This is a genomic window from Vibrio sp. 070316B (assembly GCF_013114115.1).
Classification (GTDB): Bacteria; Pseudomonadota; Gammaproteobacteria; order Enterobacterales; family Vibrionaceae; genus Vibrio; species Vibrio chagasii_B.
The window spans coordinates 46,941-62,995 of the sequence record NZ_VTYC01000005.1 but is presented as its reverse complement, the minus strand read 5'-3'; the positions used below and the strand labels follow the sequence as shown (position 1 = coordinate 62,995).

At 42.9% G+C, this 16,055-nt stretch carries 19 protein-coding genes; 12 read left to right on the top strand and 7 right to left on the bottom strand.

The window, feature by feature from the left end:
- Positions 1–148: 148 nt before the first annotated feature.
- The 6 genes from F0251_RS06275 (at position 149) to F0251_RS06250 (ending at position 5,031) form a co-directional block, all read left to right on the top strand.
- A complete protein-coding gene (locus F0251_RS06275; protein ID WP_061031898.1) occupies positions 149–1,063 on the top strand; it encodes a VirK/YbjX family protein in 915 nt (304 codons plus the stop codon).
- Between the two features lie 375 nt (positions 1,064–1,438).
- A complete protein-coding gene (locus F0251_RS06270) occupies positions 1,439–1,576 on the top strand; it encodes a hypothetical protein (protein ID WP_155647292.1) in 138 nt (45 codons plus the stop codon).
- Positions 1,577–1,628: 52 nt separating this feature from the next.
- The gene (locus F0251_RS06265) at positions 1,629–2,474 is read left to right on the top strand and encodes an HEXXH motif-containing putative peptide modification protein (RefSeq protein ID WP_061031539.1); all 846 of its coding nucleotides are present in this window, start codon (positions 1,629–1,631) and stop codon (positions 2,472–2,474) included.
- Positions 2,471–3,268 carry a cupin domain-containing protein gene (locus F0251_RS06260; protein WP_061031540.1) on the top strand — a complete coding sequence of 266 codons (798 nt, stop codon included), beginning with the start codon at positions 2,471–2,473 and terminating at the stop codon, positions 3,266–3,268. The genes F0251_RS06265 and F0251_RS06260 overlap by 4 nt, the downstream gene beginning before the upstream one ends.
- On the top strand, positions 3,265–4,611 hold the full coding sequence (locus tag F0251_RS06255; protein WP_171730590.1) for a hypothetical protein: 1,347 nt from the start codon (positions 3,265–3,267) through the stop codon (positions 4,609–4,611). The genes F0251_RS06260 and F0251_RS06255 overlap by 4 nt, the downstream gene beginning before the upstream one ends.
- Positions 4,612–4,815: 204 nt before the next feature.
- Positions 4,816–5,031 (top strand): hypothetical protein, encoded by a 216-nt coding sequence (locus tag F0251_RS06250; RefSeq protein ID WP_061031899.1) that lies wholly within the window; start codon positions 4,816–4,818, stop codon positions 5,029–5,031.
- 28 nt (positions 5,032–5,059) lie between these two features.
- Here the strand turns inward: F0251_RS06250 and F0251_RS06245 are convergent, their stop codons facing one another.
- Positions 5,060–6,151: a transporter substrate-binding domain-containing protein gene (locus F0251_RS06245; RefSeq protein WP_171730589.1), complete on the bottom strand. Its 1,092-nt coding sequence runs from the start codon at positions 6,149–6,151 to the stop codon at positions 5,060–5,062.
- 184 nt (positions 6,152–6,335) lie between these two features.
- Positions 6,336–6,803, bottom strand: coding sequence for a PaaI family thioesterase (locus tag F0251_RS06240; RefSeq protein ID WP_171730588.1), 468 nt, complete (start codon positions 6,801–6,803; stop codon positions 6,336–6,338).
- 44 nt (positions 6,804–6,847) lie between these two features.
- On the opposite strand from F0251_RS06240, the gene F0251_RS06235 reads away from it, so the two are divergent.
- A complete protein-coding gene (locus F0251_RS06235) occupies positions 6,848–7,126 on the top strand; it encodes a DUF134 domain-containing protein (RefSeq protein WP_055318616.1) in 279 nt (92 codons plus the stop codon).
- A 43-nt stretch (positions 7,127–7,169) separates the two neighbouring features.
- Here F0251_RS06235 and nqrM read toward each other — a convergent pair whose 3' ends face one another.
- Positions 7,170–7,367, bottom strand: a complete 198-nt coding sequence (nqrM, locus tag F0251_RS06230; protein ID WP_061031543.1) for a (Na+)-NQR maturation NqrM — start codon at positions 7,365–7,367, stop codon at positions 7,170–7,172.
- Positions 7,364–7,810: a NifB/NifX family molybdenum-iron cluster-binding protein gene (locus F0251_RS06225; RefSeq protein WP_116870408.1), complete on the bottom strand. Its 447-nt coding sequence runs from the start codon at positions 7,808–7,810 to the stop codon at positions 7,364–7,366. Before F0251_RS06225 ends, nqrM begins: the two co-directional genes overlap by 4 nt.
- A gap of 239 nt (positions 7,811–8,049) precedes the next feature.
- On the opposite strand from F0251_RS06225, the gene F0251_RS06220 reads away from it, so the two are divergent.
- The gene (locus F0251_RS06220; protein ID WP_061031545.1) at positions 8,050–8,874 is read left to right on the top strand and encodes a DMT family transporter; all 825 of its coding nucleotides are present in this window, start codon (positions 8,050–8,052) and stop codon (positions 8,872–8,874) included.
- A 31-nt stretch (positions 8,875–8,905) separates the two neighbouring features.
- Here the strand turns inward: F0251_RS06220 and F0251_RS06215 are convergent, their stop codons facing one another.
- Positions 8,906–10,315, bottom strand: coding sequence for a HAMP domain-containing sensor histidine kinase (locus tag F0251_RS06215; protein ID WP_171730587.1), 1,410 nt, complete (start codon positions 10,313–10,315; stop codon positions 8,906–8,908).
- Entirely contained in the window at positions 10,299–10,973 is a 675-nt protein-coding gene (locus F0251_RS06210) for a response regulator transcription factor (RefSeq protein ID WP_171730586.1), read from the bottom strand. Before F0251_RS06210 ends, F0251_RS06215 begins: the two co-directional genes overlap by 17 nt.
- Positions 10,974–11,186: 213 nt before the next feature.
- Between F0251_RS06210 and F0251_RS06205 the strand changes: the two genes are divergently transcribed.
- Positions 11,187–11,684: a heme-binding protein gene (locus tag F0251_RS06205; protein ID WP_171730585.1), complete on the top strand. Its 498-nt coding sequence runs from the start codon at positions 11,187–11,189 to the stop codon at positions 11,682–11,684.
- A 39-nt stretch (positions 11,685–11,723) separates the two neighbouring features.
- On the opposite strand, the gene F0251_RS06200 is transcribed toward F0251_RS06205, so the two are convergent.
- Positions 11,724–13,070 carry a sphingomyelin phosphodiesterase gene (locus F0251_RS06200; protein ID WP_253821620.1) on the bottom strand — a complete coding sequence of 449 codons (1,347 nt, stop codon included), beginning with the start codon at positions 13,068–13,070 and terminating at the stop codon, positions 11,724–11,726.
- 301 nt (positions 13,071–13,371) lie between these two features.
- On the opposite strand from F0251_RS06200, the gene F0251_RS06195 reads away from it, so the two are divergent.
- From F0251_RS06195 to F0251_RS06185, 3 genes are all read left to right on the top strand, one after another.
- Positions 13,372–13,983, top strand: coding sequence for a DUF1007 family protein (locus F0251_RS06195; RefSeq protein ID WP_105056972.1), 612 nt, complete (start codon positions 13,372–13,374; stop codon positions 13,981–13,983).
- 105 nt (positions 13,984–14,088) lie between these two features.
- Positions 14,089–15,186: a nickel/cobalt transporter gene (locus tag F0251_RS06190; RefSeq protein ID WP_116870404.1), complete on the top strand. Its 1,098-nt coding sequence runs from the start codon at positions 14,089–14,091 to the stop codon at positions 15,184–15,186.
- A 290-nt stretch (positions 15,187–15,476) separates the two neighbouring features.
- Complete coding sequence (locus F0251_RS06185; protein WP_061031553.1) at positions 15,477–15,971, top strand: YcxB family protein; 495 nt, start codon at positions 15,477–15,479, stop codon at positions 15,969–15,971.
- The last annotated feature ends 84 nt before the right edge of the window (positions 15,972–16,055 follow it).

Here is a 16,055-nt window from a genome sequence, read left to right as displayed (position 1 = left end):
GTAATTGTTCCTATTACATTGTCATACATAACCATACATACCTAAATTTCACTTTTCATTATCATCGCAGCCTTGATGTTTAAGAGTGTAAAGAACGTAAAACCCGACGCGGATGTGTTCGGGGGATGCTTCTTCTTTTGAGGTGATTATGAATGTAGTTCGTATGGGAATTGACGCTAATGTCCATAAAAACAAGGGCAAGTACAAAGCGATAGCTAAGTTTACAATTCGAGCATTGTTTTATTACTCAGATACGAAAAGAATGAATGAGAATTTCAACTCTGATGAGAGAAAACTCTTATTTAAAAAGCAACCGAATTTCCTATCTAAGTTTGTCACACCCTACCTATGTAATGGCTTTAGCAAAAAGCAGAAAATTGAAATTTTATCAAAGCATTACGACTGGTTTGAAAATACGTTCAAGACTCCAGCTCGACACAATATTTACAACGAAAGAATCAACCTTTTAGAGCTAGAAATTGGTGAACAAACTTACTTACTGAATCTCAGTTTTGAGCGCAATTCAAGAAAAGAAGGCGAGCTCACGCTGTCGCTGACTGATTCTCAATTGAATAAGATGTACACCCTATCATTCTCTGTCTTCAACAATGATATCTACATCGGTGGTGTTCAAGGGGGTGCCAATGATAACGGGTTCAGCCGAGCGTTTACCAAAGCGTTGCACGGCTTAAGACCTAAGTCATTTATCGTTGAAACACTGAGACTAATGGCCTCCGACCTGGGTATAACCCACATTTACGCAGTCAACGAAGCGAGCCATGTGTCAAACTCATTCCGCTATGGAAAGAAAAGCAAAGACATCAACCTAAAATATGATGAGCTTTGGGAAGAGCATAACGGAGCACAACATAACAAGTGCTTTTACGTGTTGCCTTTACGCGCAACAAGAAAGGATCTTGAGCCGCTTAAACGCCAAAAACGAAAGCTATACCGCCAACGTTACGCTTGGCTGGACCAATATGAAGAGGATCTCAGAGCCGCTATTAACCCTCACCTACAGGCTCCTATTACGTTAAACGTAGATTTAGCGAAAGCAAGTTGAGAGAGTGTAAACTCGCCACACCTTCTTAACATCCGCAAATAAGTGACTTGTGACACAAAGAAAGCCTCGTATTCACGGGGCTTTTTAACACGTCCCCATAATCTCCCTCCTCACTAATTAGCACAATTCTAAAGCCCTACCTTAAATCTAGAGAGAAAAACAGGATAAGAAGCAAGTTCAAAGCGGTGACTTTTTGACCTCCTAGTGAGATTGTATTGATAACATTATATTAACAAAACCATAACTTTTGAGCATTGCGTTGCATATATAGAAATCTACGGATAATTCATATTGCAAGAAGATCTTATTTATACAATTAATAGCGCCGAGCCAAAAATAGGCTCATTAATTAAAACCAATAACGGAGATTGTAAAATGATTAATTTTGAAAACGTCATGGCTGATTTTAATGGTCCAGAAAGCGAAGAACTAAACCTATGTGAATTAAATTGGGATGGACCAAACAACGGTAATGATCGTCGAAACATGATCGCTTTTGAAGACCAAGAGTAACTAAAACTAACCTGCTAGCTTTATATTAGCTAGCAGGTTACAGGAGGATAATATGTATTTTTCACTTGGTTCAAACACGGTTAAAAAGAATTTTCTAGATCTCTATTCAAGAAAAAACGACATCAATGGTTTAACTCAAGAGAATGCTAAGCAACGCCTTAAAGATTCGTATATACAAACAATATCTCAATTCATTCCGATAGGTCTGGATAACATCTCAGAAAACAATCAGATACTTAAGGTAAACGAGCCAAACCTATGTAGTGAGTTGTCTACAGGTTATAACTTGTCAAAACTCGACGACTTATCCCAGTCGGACATTATATCTAACTCAACATGTAATGTAACTTCAGAAGAGATGGCCGACTATTTACTCTCTCTAGACTATCTAAAAGAGTTATCACCTGACCTCCATGAAGTTTTCGAGTTGGCTATTAATGTCATATTTTTCATGCGCTCAGATCAAGCAAGTGGCGGAAGCACCTCTGGTATGCCAGGTGTTATTTGGGTAAACCCTAAAACACATTGGTGTATAAATAACCGAGTCGAGTTCCTCGTTCATGAATTAACACATAACCTCTTATTTATTGAAGAACTGATTAGAGGCCTTTATTCGTATGAAAATATGTATAAGGAAGAGAACTGGACTCGTTCTGCAGTCTTAAATAAATCTCGCCCTCTCGATAAGTCATATCACAGTGCAGTTGTAGGAACCGAGTTACTCTTATTTCGACACGAGTTATCGATCGTACCAGAAGAATTTTGTGCTCACCCGCCAACAGAACAATTATTAGCGCAAACACTAACGTCAATCCAATCTTGTTTAGAATCCCACTTATTGAAACCAAGAGGGAAAGAGATATTAGAAGTGTGCAACGCAAAATTGGAGAAAATATGAGTTTTTCTGAGAAGGAGCAAGCCTTCATCGGTGCCCTATTGGTTAACAACCGGCTTTCTAACAAGACCCAGCTGATGCGCGCACTAGACGGGGACAGCGCCCCCATCACCGACCATATAGAGACATTGTTGTCCGGTGCAAGAATGACGAGTGACAGAGCTAGGTTTTTCCGCAATGGGACCGAACAAACAGAATTAGTCTCCACCAAAGGCATGAATAAACATGGGAAAACCAATCTCTATATAAGAAACGATAAGCTACACGACCAGTTTCTTGTTGGAGGTACGTTTGCTATGGACTCTATTGATGAGTTCAAAGGCTACTTTTCATCGACTACTCGGCAACTTAGCGAGCTTCTTCATTGTGAATCATCAGCTAATTTGTATGTTTCTTACGGTTCAATCAGCGGATTTGGATACCATAAAGACGACCACCATGTGTTGGTCAAACAACTGGCTGGTCAGAAGCGCTGGCAATTTGGCGAGAACCAAGACGATATCGTACTCAGCGAAGGTGATCTCCTCTTTGTTCCTAAAGGAGTTGCTCATAACCCTGTTTCGGAATCACGTAAATCGTTCCATGTGACTTACAGTATTGTTACGCCTACGCTATCGGACTTTTTAAAGTGGGCGTGCTTACCTACACACCAGACAAGGCTCGATAATATTAGTGCGGAAGACCATATAGCGCTTAAGGAGGAGATCGAGTCGTTACACGCTAATTTCCTTAAATACAGAAAGAACAAAGCACACGCCTTTCGAAATTACAGCACTAAACGGATATTCCCTGTATGAAGTTTGAATCAGTAAGATCTATTGCGCTAAGCCTGTTCAATAAGCACTCTTGGTTGGCAATCTCCTTTGCGGGTATACACCAGCTATCTATCGCAATCTCTGTTTACGCATCCGTTCAAATTATCTACGAAGTCAATAATGTTGGCTTCGACAGTGTTGATTTCAAACTGTGGGCCGCTGTTTACTTGACGTGTATGGTGCTGCCTTACTTTGTGTCATATTTCAGTGACATGTCTCGGGAGGCTTGGTTGTGCTCTGCACTAAGTGACTTTTGGTCTGCTGCCACAACGATCTACGGTTCGTGCACCAACAAAACTGACACCGATAACATCAAAGGTATTCTGGTCTCTCAAGGTAAAGAGACCATCATTAGCGTTATTGGTTATTCATTTCATTCTATCTCTGCACTACTAAACTTCAGCTTGAGCTTGTTAGTGATTAGTGTGGTTTTAGACTATCGATTTGCTCTCTCAATCCTGGTCAGCGCATTCTTTATTGCTGCCTACAAGATCTACATATCCAAAAGAATGGAGGGGCTATCGGAGACTCGAAATACTCAAGGCTCAATCCTTACCAAGAAATTATCGGCCATCCATGAAAACTATCATCACGGCTCGTCTATTAATCGTGACAGTTTTCAGAGTGATACACGACTGAGTACCGAGGCGTATCTTTCATCTCGAATGAAAGAGGCTCGCAGTAAATACGCTGCGATGCTAATCACTTCTTTATTTTCGCTCTTACCCACCACTTCTTTGGTCGTGTTTTTGCTGTTTTCACCTCAAATAGATGCAGCGATTAAACTGGGGATTGTGGTAAACCTGACTCGTATCTACCATCTGCTTGCTTCGGCAAACGAATTAGTATCGATAATTATCCTGCTACCTAATATAAAAGGGCAGCTTAGGCTACTCACCAAATTTAATGACACCAAAGCACCATTTAAAATAGATACGCTTACTATTGAGCTCAAAGATAATCAAACCAATAAACCAGTCAGCGCAAATGAACTTCAGAGCTATCGTAACGGCTATCTCTCTGTTATTGGTTCGAACGGTTCTGGAAAAACCACTTACCTTAAAGACTATCAACGAAGTTCCGGCGCTCTGTATTTCAACCCCTCGTACCGCGTATGCTGGCCTTGGGAGTCGGAGCTAAATAAAGAAGATATTTCCGACGGAGAGTACACCAAGAAATGCCTAGATTGGTTACTCAACAACACGCAAGAGACGCTATTACTTGATGAATGGGACGCTTTTTTGGATAAAAAGAATAGAGCCGCATTAGAAGAGAAGATCGAATCTGACTCAAAGTCTCGTTTGATTCTCCAGGTTCGTCAATAAATTAAGCCTAGTAACGGATAACATTAAAGTAGAGCACCTCCAAAAACGGAATTTTAGCTTACAGGCTATAGGCTGATATCGCGTTGACGATGTCGTTTGAGAAGCGCATGCTTTCATTTCGAGCAGAGTCGTTTTCTCGGTTTTCATAACCAAACTGAAAGAGAATGTGCTCTGTGTAACGTGTCTAATTGAGTGGCGAGTCAGATGAATAAAGTTGTTATGTTTGTAATGGGGATGCTTTTTACCAGCCGATTGTTCGCCAGTATCGCACCCCATGTTAAGCAATTAGAGCATGACGCGCCTATCCTACTCCGCTCTGCGTTAATTGTTTTTGTTGCCGCTTATGTCGTTTGGATAGGTGTTAAATATTTCAAAAAGCGTAAAGTTTCAGCGTTAGAATCAGAGCAGACTGATAGCTAATACCTCACGCTATATATCGCTGTCTCGGTTAATTGTCCGCAAAATACTCGACTAGGATTTTACGCCACTTGCGAGACTCTCGAATTTGCAACAGAGCGCGGTTAATCTCTTCTTCGTAAGGGTTGTTTTCTGTAATGATAAAACCGTAGTTCTGTTTCTCTAGCTGATACGGTAACACCTCTAAATCTTCAAATTGGCCGCTCATTCTACCGTTACCTATCATATATTTGAGCACCACATCATCAGCTACAATGGCGTCTACCTCTCCTTCCTCTAAAGCAGCCAATAGCCTTGGCATATCGATATAGTTCTCGTGTCTGATACCGAAGCTCGTCAATAACAGAGAGGATGTCGTCGCGACCTTGGCACCTACTGCGACATTCGCTAGATCATTAATACCTTTGATCTGAGAAGATCCTTGGCTAAGTGTAAGTTTACTCGCTAACACAGCGGTAATACTGGCAATAAAAAGCATGCTGAATACGCCAATAAACACCGTCGCGATCCGCCCCGTTAAACTCTTAAATTCAAAGTAATTGAATGGACCGCGAGTAATAAAAAGCAAACCGAGAATAAAACTCTCTAGCCAGCGTCCAGTTCGGCTTTTCATCGAATAGAGCTTCTGGTTTTCACCGTGCTCGAGCATATAGAAAAATACGCCAATGACACCTGCGATAAATACCACCACACCGATGATCAGCCATAACGCAGGGTTCAAGAATATCGAGTGTAACGTCTCCAGGTAGCCTTTCTTCTTCACTGCGATAGCAAGATGGGTTTCATAGAATGAGTGCGAGAAATCAGCGAACAGTTCACGTTCTGGCGTGATTGAGATGCAAGAGACACCAATATCGATTTGCCCCGTCTCTATCGAGCTGAGTAAGTCATCGAGGGGGTGATTTTCTATCGTAAACGCAACATCCATATCCTTGGCGATCTTCTCCCACAGCTCAATACTGAGGCCATCCCACTCATTATCCATCGAGCCAATAACAAAAGGAGGACAAGAGTAAACGCCAACTTTAAGCGGAGCAGATGAAGCAGAAGTGCTGAAGAATGGAAAAAGTAAAACGATTGAAAGAGCACAGTATCGAAGTGTCGATTTGAAGAATTTTTGCATCAGCAGCCCTCCAGAAAAGGCAGCGATGAATTGAATCGAGTGCAAAGGCTCGCCTAACGAACACACCCTAGCGTCCTCATAAGTGAAAAAAGTTTATGATGAATTCAATGCTGCCCTAGCTTTAATAGTTGTTACTTTAACTATAGAGAACCCTAATTATTCTGCAAAACATTGGGCTGTAAACCTAAGACATAAACTGACTTTGTGCCGATGAACACAGCTTCCCATTCTGAGTGATTTTACTTTCTAAGAAGTGAATGTTGCGTCTGCTTTTGACCCAATGTGCGCGAACTTCTAACTCTTGACCAATGAAGATTGGATGATGAAAGCGAGACGTTAAACTCACTGTCATCGCATTGATGCTGTTTTGGAACAAGCAATGCAGCATCGCGCTATCGTGTAATGTGGTGACAATACCGCCCTGCATGATGCCATCGTAGCCCTCAACTTTATCTGTTGGTACAATCTTGGCAAAAGCTTCATATTTTATTAAAGTTTCATACTTGGGTTTAGCTTCATATTTAACTAGAACTTCCTTCTTGGTTAAAGCTTCATGCGCACCAACGGCTTCAAAACAAATGGGGCTGTCTGCGAAAAAACCTTGGCTGCACACTTGGCAACGGCGATGATTGTGAGGAATGAAAACCTTCATACTTTCCCTTATTCCTTTTTACCCTTAGATTCTTAGAGATTGATATGGCTCGACCAAAAAAACATCGCCAGTTATGTACCCGTGCGGCTTACTCTTGTTTCAAACCTAATGGTGTTCCTATGGACGAGCTTCAGAAAGAAGAGCTGCTATTAGAAGAGTTGGAAGCCTTGCGCTTAGCGGATCAAGAAGGTCTAAGCCAACTTGAAGCCGCAGAGCAGATGCAGGTGTCTCGCCAAACGTTCGGCAACATCATTAAACGAGCACGAACCAAAGTCGCAAAGTGCATCGTCAACGGCCATGCATTAGTGATTCAAGGCTCATAGTCCGAAGCTTTAACTTTGCTTGTCGACAGGCTCTCAAAGAACATTAATGTGATGGCTCAGTAATCTGATACAGCTTTCGGCTTTGCCCTTCGCACACATCCTTGCAATTGCACTCGCGCTCAATGTCTAACTGCGCGAGTCCTCCACAACTGCCTTTGATTGGCTTACGTGAAAAAATCACGCCAATTGCCATTAACACAACCACTCCAACAAAGGCCACCAGTGTGAGTAAAAATGTCATTTTCGGACACCTCGAATAACACTGAACCGGTTCAACTGGGCCGTGAGAATCGACGTTTCTTTCTTGTGCCCTTTCTCGCCGCACGTATTCTTGCTGCACCCGCTATTTCGTGACTCTCGACCATAATCAATATCAGTCACTTCTTGCAGACTGCTGAAGTCCAAAGTCGCCACTTCCGCCTTTCCTTTAGACGAAAAAACACGAATATCGTTGTTAAACAAGTGCGCCAACATCTTCCTCCCAATGTGTCGAACCACCACAGCCTGCACATCGTAAGATTTAACAACAGACATCCATCGTTTCTTCTTATTGCACGAGCTATCAGACTCAACCAAAGGGATAAGATGCTTGATTTGTTTTCGCTCATCGACAATAGCTATCTGAGGAGAACGAGCAAAATGGTTGCCGACATGAAGGTCGCGGCAAGGTACTGCGTATAACATGGTAACTTCCTGTTATTGATGGTCAGGAGCTCAGAATACGCCCAGTTATTAGCATATGCCAATAATTATCGTGTGAAAAATTAGATTTACCGTTTGTAGCGATCTTAATAGCAAGTATGCAAAATCCGATTAAACAATAGGTTTCAATTGAATGCAGCGGTTAAAGTCTGCACAATCATTCATTATGGGCACCTGACACGCACGATAAGGAAATCACTATCTCATCAACGATTCTTTGGATGATAGGCACTCTGATGTCATTCAGTTTGATGGCCATCGGAGCAAGAGAGCTCAGCGGTAACATCAGTACTTATCAAGTGTTGTTAGTACGAAGTGTCATTGGATTATGTGTCGTGTCATTTCTGATCATCGCGGCCAAGCAAAAGGGACTGTTTTCAACACAGCGACTCCGCTTACATAGCCTGCGTAATGTCTTTCACTTTGGAGGGCAGTTTGGCTGGTTTGTTGGAATTGGATTACTTCCCCTTTCGGAAGTGTTTGCGCTTGAATTCACCGTCCCACTTTGGACAGCTCTATTGGCGAGCCTCTTTCTGGGTGAAAGCCTAACACTTAAGAAGATGATGGCCATCGCATTAGGGTTACTCGGCGTTGTCATCATTGTTCAACCGACTCAAGATGTCATGAATGCCGGAGCTATTGTCGTGTTGTGTGCAGCGTTTTGTTACGCGGTTGCGCATACGTCGACCAAATCTTTAGCCAGCACAGAGGCTCCGCTGACCATCCTGTTTTACATGTGTTTAATCCAACTACCTATCGGCTTGATTCTGTCTTGGCAAGTATGGAAAACGCCTTCAACACTTGAATCAGCTTGGTTGTTGCTAGTCGCCCTATCTGCACTCTCCGCTCATTATTGTTTGACCAAAGCCATGAAGAACGCAGAAGTGACTCTGGTGATGATACTCGACTTTTTCAGGCTCCCTGTTATCGCAATAGTCGGAATTGTGCTTTATGACGAACCACTGACCTTCGCGCTAATCATTGGTGGTGTGGTGATGCTGATCGGTAACCTACTCGTTACTTACAAAGGCCGCCGTCCTTCATAGCCAATAAAACGATAACCTGCAATACCGATTATCAAAGCGTAAGCGTGAAGGTGCTCCCCACTCCTAACTCAGATTTCACGTTCAACGTGCCTTCGAGGTTCTCGACCATAGCAAGCGCCAAAGATAACCCGATACCATACCCCTCAACGTTACTTCGGCTACTGTCGACTCGATAAAGCCTTTCAAAAATCAGATCCAGATATTTCTGCTCTATCCCAACACCGGTATCTTGAACGCTTATCGCCACCTTGCCCTCTGTAGTTTGCTCAACTTTGACCGTCACTCTTCCTTCAGGCTCGGTGTACTTAATCGCGTTATCAACAAGATTAACCAACACCTGAGTCAACTTGTCAGGGTCTGACTGAACAACAGCCTCAAGGTCACCTTCAAGCATTAGCTCGATTTGTTTATCTTCTGCCACATCTTCATACCAACTCACAACATTACCAACCACATCCGCTACCTGTGTCGACACCTTCTGTGGTGTGCGCTTGCCGGTCAGTTCATCGTTCAGCTTCATCAAAGCAGTTAACATGTTACTTGCCTGCATCGCGTGTTCAGAACAATCTGCCAATGCATCTTTCATTACTTGCTCATCGGCGTTGCTCAGTAATGCGCTTTGAGACGCCAAAGTAATACGAGACAAAGGAGTTCGAATATCATGGGCAATCGCATCTACAGTGGTATTCAATGTTGTCGTGACATGCTGGAGCTTTGCAACTGCAGTGTGAACACTGGAACTGATGACGTTGAGACCTTGCTGTGGCTGAGATTTGGTTTCTTTCTGAGTTCTAGTACTAGTGCTGGGAAGTTCTAACTGCCCCTTTTTAAGCTTATCGAGCAGGTCACCAAAAGTAATCAGGGGCGACATCGCACTGTGTATGATTCTACGAGTAAACACCGCAGTAACCGCCACAAGTGCAAGCAAGGCATACAAGGTCATTAGCCATTGATTGTAAGCGATATAGTCTCTCGAACGGTTGTCCAAAACCAACCAGAAGTCATATTGCTCCCCTTCAATTGCCAAAGACATATAAGGGCTAAGTATGAAGCTCTCTAGCCACGAGCGGTTGTCATCAATTTGGTAGCTGGAATAAGGTTGTGTTGTTGATAGGTGTTGATTTCCCGCAATGAACGTTCCCTCAGATGAAACGCCCTTCTCAACCTTATAAGCGGCAATGTTGTTTTCAAGTAATCGATGAGGGTTAGCCTCTAAAACGTGAATCAAACGTTCGCTAGAGTCGTAAGTTAGAATACGTTGATACTCAGTCGACATCGACGTTAGAATTTTCTTCTCCGTTTGATAAAGATCGAAAAAGAAAATGGCTCCGACAATCAATTCCACCAGCAGCAAGCAGAGTAGCAAGGTCGACATAAAGCGAACCAATAAATGTCTCTGCGTTTTGGCAAGCGCCTGTTCAATACTACGACTTGAGGACATAACCAACACCTCGAAGTGTGTGAATCAATGGCTTAGAAAACCCCTTGTCGACTTTACTGCGTAGTCGACACACGAGCACATCCACCACGTTGGTTTGCGGATCAAACTGATGCCCCCAAACATGCTCAAGAATCGCCGTTTTAGACATGACGGACTCGGGGTTTTCCAGCAGTAACTTCATCAACATAAACTCACGCTGATTAATGGTGATCGTTTGTTGACCTCTTTGTAGCGTGTGCTTGAGAAGGTCTAGGCTAAGCGGACCATAATGCAGTTCTAATGGCAGAGGTGTCGGTTGCTTGCCTCTACGCACCAATGTTTGGCAACGAGCGAGCAGCTCAGGGAATGCAAAAGGCTTCACCAAATAATCATCAGCACCGGATTGCAGCCCTTGAACACGCTCTTCTACTGAGTGTTTAGCACTTAATATGATGACGGGCGTCGCGTAGCCCTGCCCTCGCAGCTCGGCAAGCACTGCAAATCCGTCTTTCTTAGGTAACATGATATCGAGAATAATCACGTCGTATCCTTCAGTCACGGCTTCGTGTAATCCATCAACACCATCCGTTGAGTGGGTCACCGTTATCCCTTCTTGATGAAAACCATTCACCAAAAACTTCGCGATATGAATGTCGTCCTCAATCAATAGTATTTTCATTTACTTTCATTTATCAGTTAGCGTGCTCTAAACACACTCTATCAATATCCTTTCTCGAATATAAGCAACATTGCAACTTTGTAATGTTCAAGAAAGCACCTCGTAATCATGCGTTCGTTAGTATGAATCTGTTGATTAAGAGTGGCTTGTCAATATCAGACCAGCACTCATCGAAACCCTATACCTGAAAAAGAATGTCTTAATGGAGTAAACATGAAAATGACAAAACTAACTGTACTAGTAGCAACTCTTGGTTTCCTTAGCCTTTCTAACAACGCAATGGCGGCAGAGACACAAACGGTCTCTTTCACTCAAATCTCATCAGAAGCGGCATTCAAGCTTGCTCATGAAGCAGTAAATCAATGCAAGGAAGATGGCTACAAGGTTTCTGCAACTATTGTTGATTTGTCGGGTAATGTGATTGCTCAACTGCGTTCTGATGGTGCAGGTATTCACACCCTTGATAGCTCGCGCAAAAAAGCGTTCACAGTGGCAAGCATGAAGCAGCCTTCAGGTAACTTGATGAAGCTCATCGCCGATAAGCCGATCATGCAACCTTTACAGAATATGGATGACAACCTGTTATTTCTCGCGGGTGGTGTTCCGGTACAACTCAACAACGCAATGATTGGGGCGATTGGTGTGGGCGGTGCTCCTGGTGGTCACTTAGATGTCGCATGTGCTGAAAAAGCGATTAAGAAATTCTTCTAAAAACATAATGATTGCCCATATGAACAGTGCCCTATCATTTCAGGGCACTTCAAAACGTGCACTTACCGCAAGGTGGTCAGATAAATCCCACACACCCCACATGTCATCGTCAAAACTGCGTAACACTTCAATTTTGCTGGAACTCGCCATCACGCTGCCATTATTTGAATACAACAGATAGTCCAATCGTTCTTGGGCTGATTGATCACTATCGGATAGGTTTTGATTCACAAGCGGATCGTAACTATAGGTCAATGCTCCCTTTAAAGAAGGCTCTTGCAAATCCAGTACTCTTAGCATTTGAGTGAAATCGAGCGGAAACTTGTGCTTGGCGATATTGAAATCACCACCGAAGATAACAGGCTCGTCCTCCGGTAAACCTAACCGTTCCACAAAGGCGAGTATTTCACCGACCTGCAGCATTCGTATATTTCGATGTTCGCGGGAATTCCAAGAGCCAAGATGCAGGTTAAACAGATGATAAGGGCGGCTATCTTTTATTATCTTGGTATAGAGAACACCTTTATCTGCCGCACAATCGGTTCCCCGACAGTTATCAAAGACATGTTGTGCCTGTTCAACAATGGGATATTTACTATAAGTAATAACACCGCCATCGTAGGTATTACTGCCACCACCATCGAGTTTATGACTGACATACTGAAAATGGCGCTGCATGTCCGCATTTAAACGTAGTTCATTTTCTCGCCTGAACACCTCTTGCATAAAAACCACGTCATGATTCTTGACCGCTTCAGCAATTCGTATATCTCTATCATTCATATACTCTCCAATATAAGGGAGCAGCCATACGTTGTAAGTCAGTATATTGATGCTATTCGCATCAGATAATGGAGCCGTTGGCTCTTCACTTATAACAAACATTATATCATCATAACCACCGGTGTAATCAGCCTTATAATAGTATCGGTACCCCCCTTTATTGTTCCCGTGAATTGCTCGATCACTGTATAAGTCACCGATATGTGTGGTTTCAGGATCGACAAGGGTAAAAGACATATCAGACCCCCACGCTGTTCCTTTTAGCCTAACGACTGGAGTGAGATATTCGTAGCCTAAAAATATAAAAAAGTAGTAGTCTTTGCCTACTTTTATACCACCATATCGACTCAGGTTAGCAACCTCAGCATAGCTATAAGGCCTGATATGGTTGACGCCGGTTGAGGTGATAACTTGCTCATCTCCGGATATAAATAGGCTAAGATCCTCACGGGTATTATTCAAAATACGTATGTTCGTCTCTGCTTTGATAACGCTACAGAAAAACAACAAACATAATAATGTCGCACTTATCAATTTGGTGATCATCACTTCAGGCACTCTTTTGTTTGTCGCACTCCAAAAATTATTAGAGCTTAGTTTCATATCGAATACAAAATAGAGATAACGCAACACTGAGTAATTTGATGACTTTGAGTATGGGAGGCTCATAAAAAATAATGATCGACACTTGCTGTACATTATTACAAGTGAATTGATGATTTACACAAATTTGATGTGAACAGCACTACCAGTTGTTATAGTATAACATTACATCAATTAACTATTATGTCCCATGAAACCGCTATTTAGTCTAATCAAGGTGCTCAGGTGCCTCTCCTCACGATATTTATGTCGTTTCCCAACGAGATTACGCTCTGTTAAGCATTTACCTCTTTGGTTAGCGATGCTGACTTTTGCTCCGAACCTGCATGCACACCCCCACTCTTGGATCGAAATGAAAACTCATATAGAGGGCGAGAATGGCATGATCACCGGATTCTCAATGGAGTGGTCTTTTGACGCCATGACCTCTATGTACATGCTGGATGGCGAAGACGTTTCTCCAGAAAAAGAGGAAGAGACGTTCAAGAACCTTGCTGCCTCAGTAATCGAAAACATGATGTACGAGCACTACTTCACCTATTTCTACGATGGTGAGGAGCCAATTAAATATCAGGTTGCTGAACACGCTAAGTTCGAACGTGATAAAGCCAAAATGGTTCTAACGTTCGACCTACCACTTTCAAAGCCAAAACCGGTCACCCGCGATTCGCTTCGCATGTTAATTTTCGACCCGAGCTATTTTGTCGATATGTCGTGGATCGCCAATGAAGACGTGACGTTATCTCCAGAGCTCGCAAGGCAATGTAAGTTAGAAATTATCGAGCCGAACCCAACGCCTGAGCAAATGAGTTATGCGATGTCTTTACCTGCCGATGCCGACCCAGACAACACATTAGGTCAGCTATTCACTCAGTCGGTCGAGCTTCATTGCGCAGCGGTTCCTGGTTCTTAACCAAGGCGTTTTATTTTTACGATTAGGCGTTTCGACAATTAAGCGTCTGTGCTCGTTCAGTCTCTCTAATCATCGAGAAAAAGATTTCTGATAAAGGTGCATTTAATGCAGAAAAATCAAATTCAAACTAAGTACTACCTTATAGGTGTCCTTGCTTTAACACTCGTTGCCGTCGGTGCATACCAACTGTGGGTTATGTGGCCATCATTGGTGATATCCAGCATTCAATGGCAAAGAGAAGTTAATTCAGAGCTTGCCGACCTCCTCTATGATGCGAAGTCTAACCCTTGGGGAGCAGGTAGCTACCTTATCGGGTTCAGCTTTATCTACGGCATGCTTCACTCACTTGGACCAGGACACGGCAAAGTCATCGTCTCAACATACTTAGCTACTCACCCAACAAAAGCAAAAGCCAGTTTAGTGCTAACGATTGTTTCTGCATTTTTACAAGCATTAGTCGCAATATTATTAGTAAGCGTGTTGCTATGGGGCTTTAGCGCTTCTATGCGAATGGTGAATGACAAAGCCAACATGTTTGTCTCGTTGAGTTTCGCGTTAGTCGCGGTAGTGGGTGCATTGATCTGTTGGAAGGCTCTTAAAAACATCTACACCACAATGCGTACACCAAAATTGAAAGTGAAAGCGATCACCACCTTAGCTGCCGATACGTCTTCGCCAATTTCAGTCCAATCACCAATGGCGCTTAGCTCATCAGTACCTGCTGGTTCAATGATGTTGAACCCATCTAACGCATTACAAACTGCAGAACACGCTCACACAGATCATTCTCATACGGATTGCGGATGCGGCCACCAGCATGTTGCCGATGCAGACGCTATAAACAAAGCTTCAACACTTCGTGAATATGCAGGAATCATCGTTACGATTGGCGTAAGGCCATGTACAGGTGCGATTATGGTTCTGCTTTTCGCAAACATGGTTGGCTTATATTGGATGGGGGTTGTCAGTGCCTTTGCCATGGCGATAGGTACCGCGTTCACGACCTCGACGATTGCAATCATGACACTAACAGGCAAAAACTTGGTAAAACGCTATTTGGCTGCAGGTAACAAGAATAACAGTGCGTCATTGAAAGCTGCAGGTCATTACTTGCAACTGTTTGGTGGTGTTTTACTTGTCTTAATTGGCTTGTTGCTAATGAGTGGACAAGACAGCGGTATGTCGCCGGTGTTTACTATGTAACTGTAGGGGCGCTCTAACACTGCTAGAAACTACATAACACTTCCCCAGACTAAAGACCTCTTAGCCAGAGGTCTTTTTACTTCGCTGACATAAACACCCTTTAATTTTATTCAAACGTTGCATAGCTAATAGTACGAATACCGTTATCTAGTATCATCGATTTACAAAAGATAACCAAAATAGCTAAAGATAAGCCATAAGAAGCGATACAATAATCAAGTTGCGAAATTGCAGCGTGGGACACCTGACCACCGAAAATCCATTTACAGAGAACCTTAAAGTAGCCATACATGTCTAAAGAACCCGGTTTCACCACAGAGTACACCCTCGACAAAGCTTTCTTCGCTGAGTGCTATGATCAAACGAGCGTCCCAACTCAATTCCCAAAAGCGTATTTGAAGGCGTTTTTGTTTCTTCTTTTTGGTTGGGTTCTACTTGAGTTTGAACTATTACCGAGCGGCTACGTTGGTTGGTTCTTCATTGTATTGAGTGTTATTGAAGCGTTCAGCGTATATTGCAAACGAACCTGGTGGTTGTGGCGACAAAGAATCAGCTCTGGCGCTGGCAGCAAAGTGGTATTTAAAGGTGATTTAGATGGCGTGAGTTACAAAAACTATAAGACCACCAACACGATTAAGTGGAACCAGATCGACGAGCTTGAGGAGACTGACCTTGGCTTTATCATTCATATTGGGAAGCAACGCCAATACGTGAGCAAATCGTGCCTAAGTGATGACGCGATTACTTTCATGGTTGAGCAACATAAAGCATCAAAAGCTAACTAACATAAGTGTATTAAGACCTCTCAGAGTTGAGGTCTTAATATTTTCTAGCCTTACAAAACAGATTCCTACCGCACTCAGCTTAAC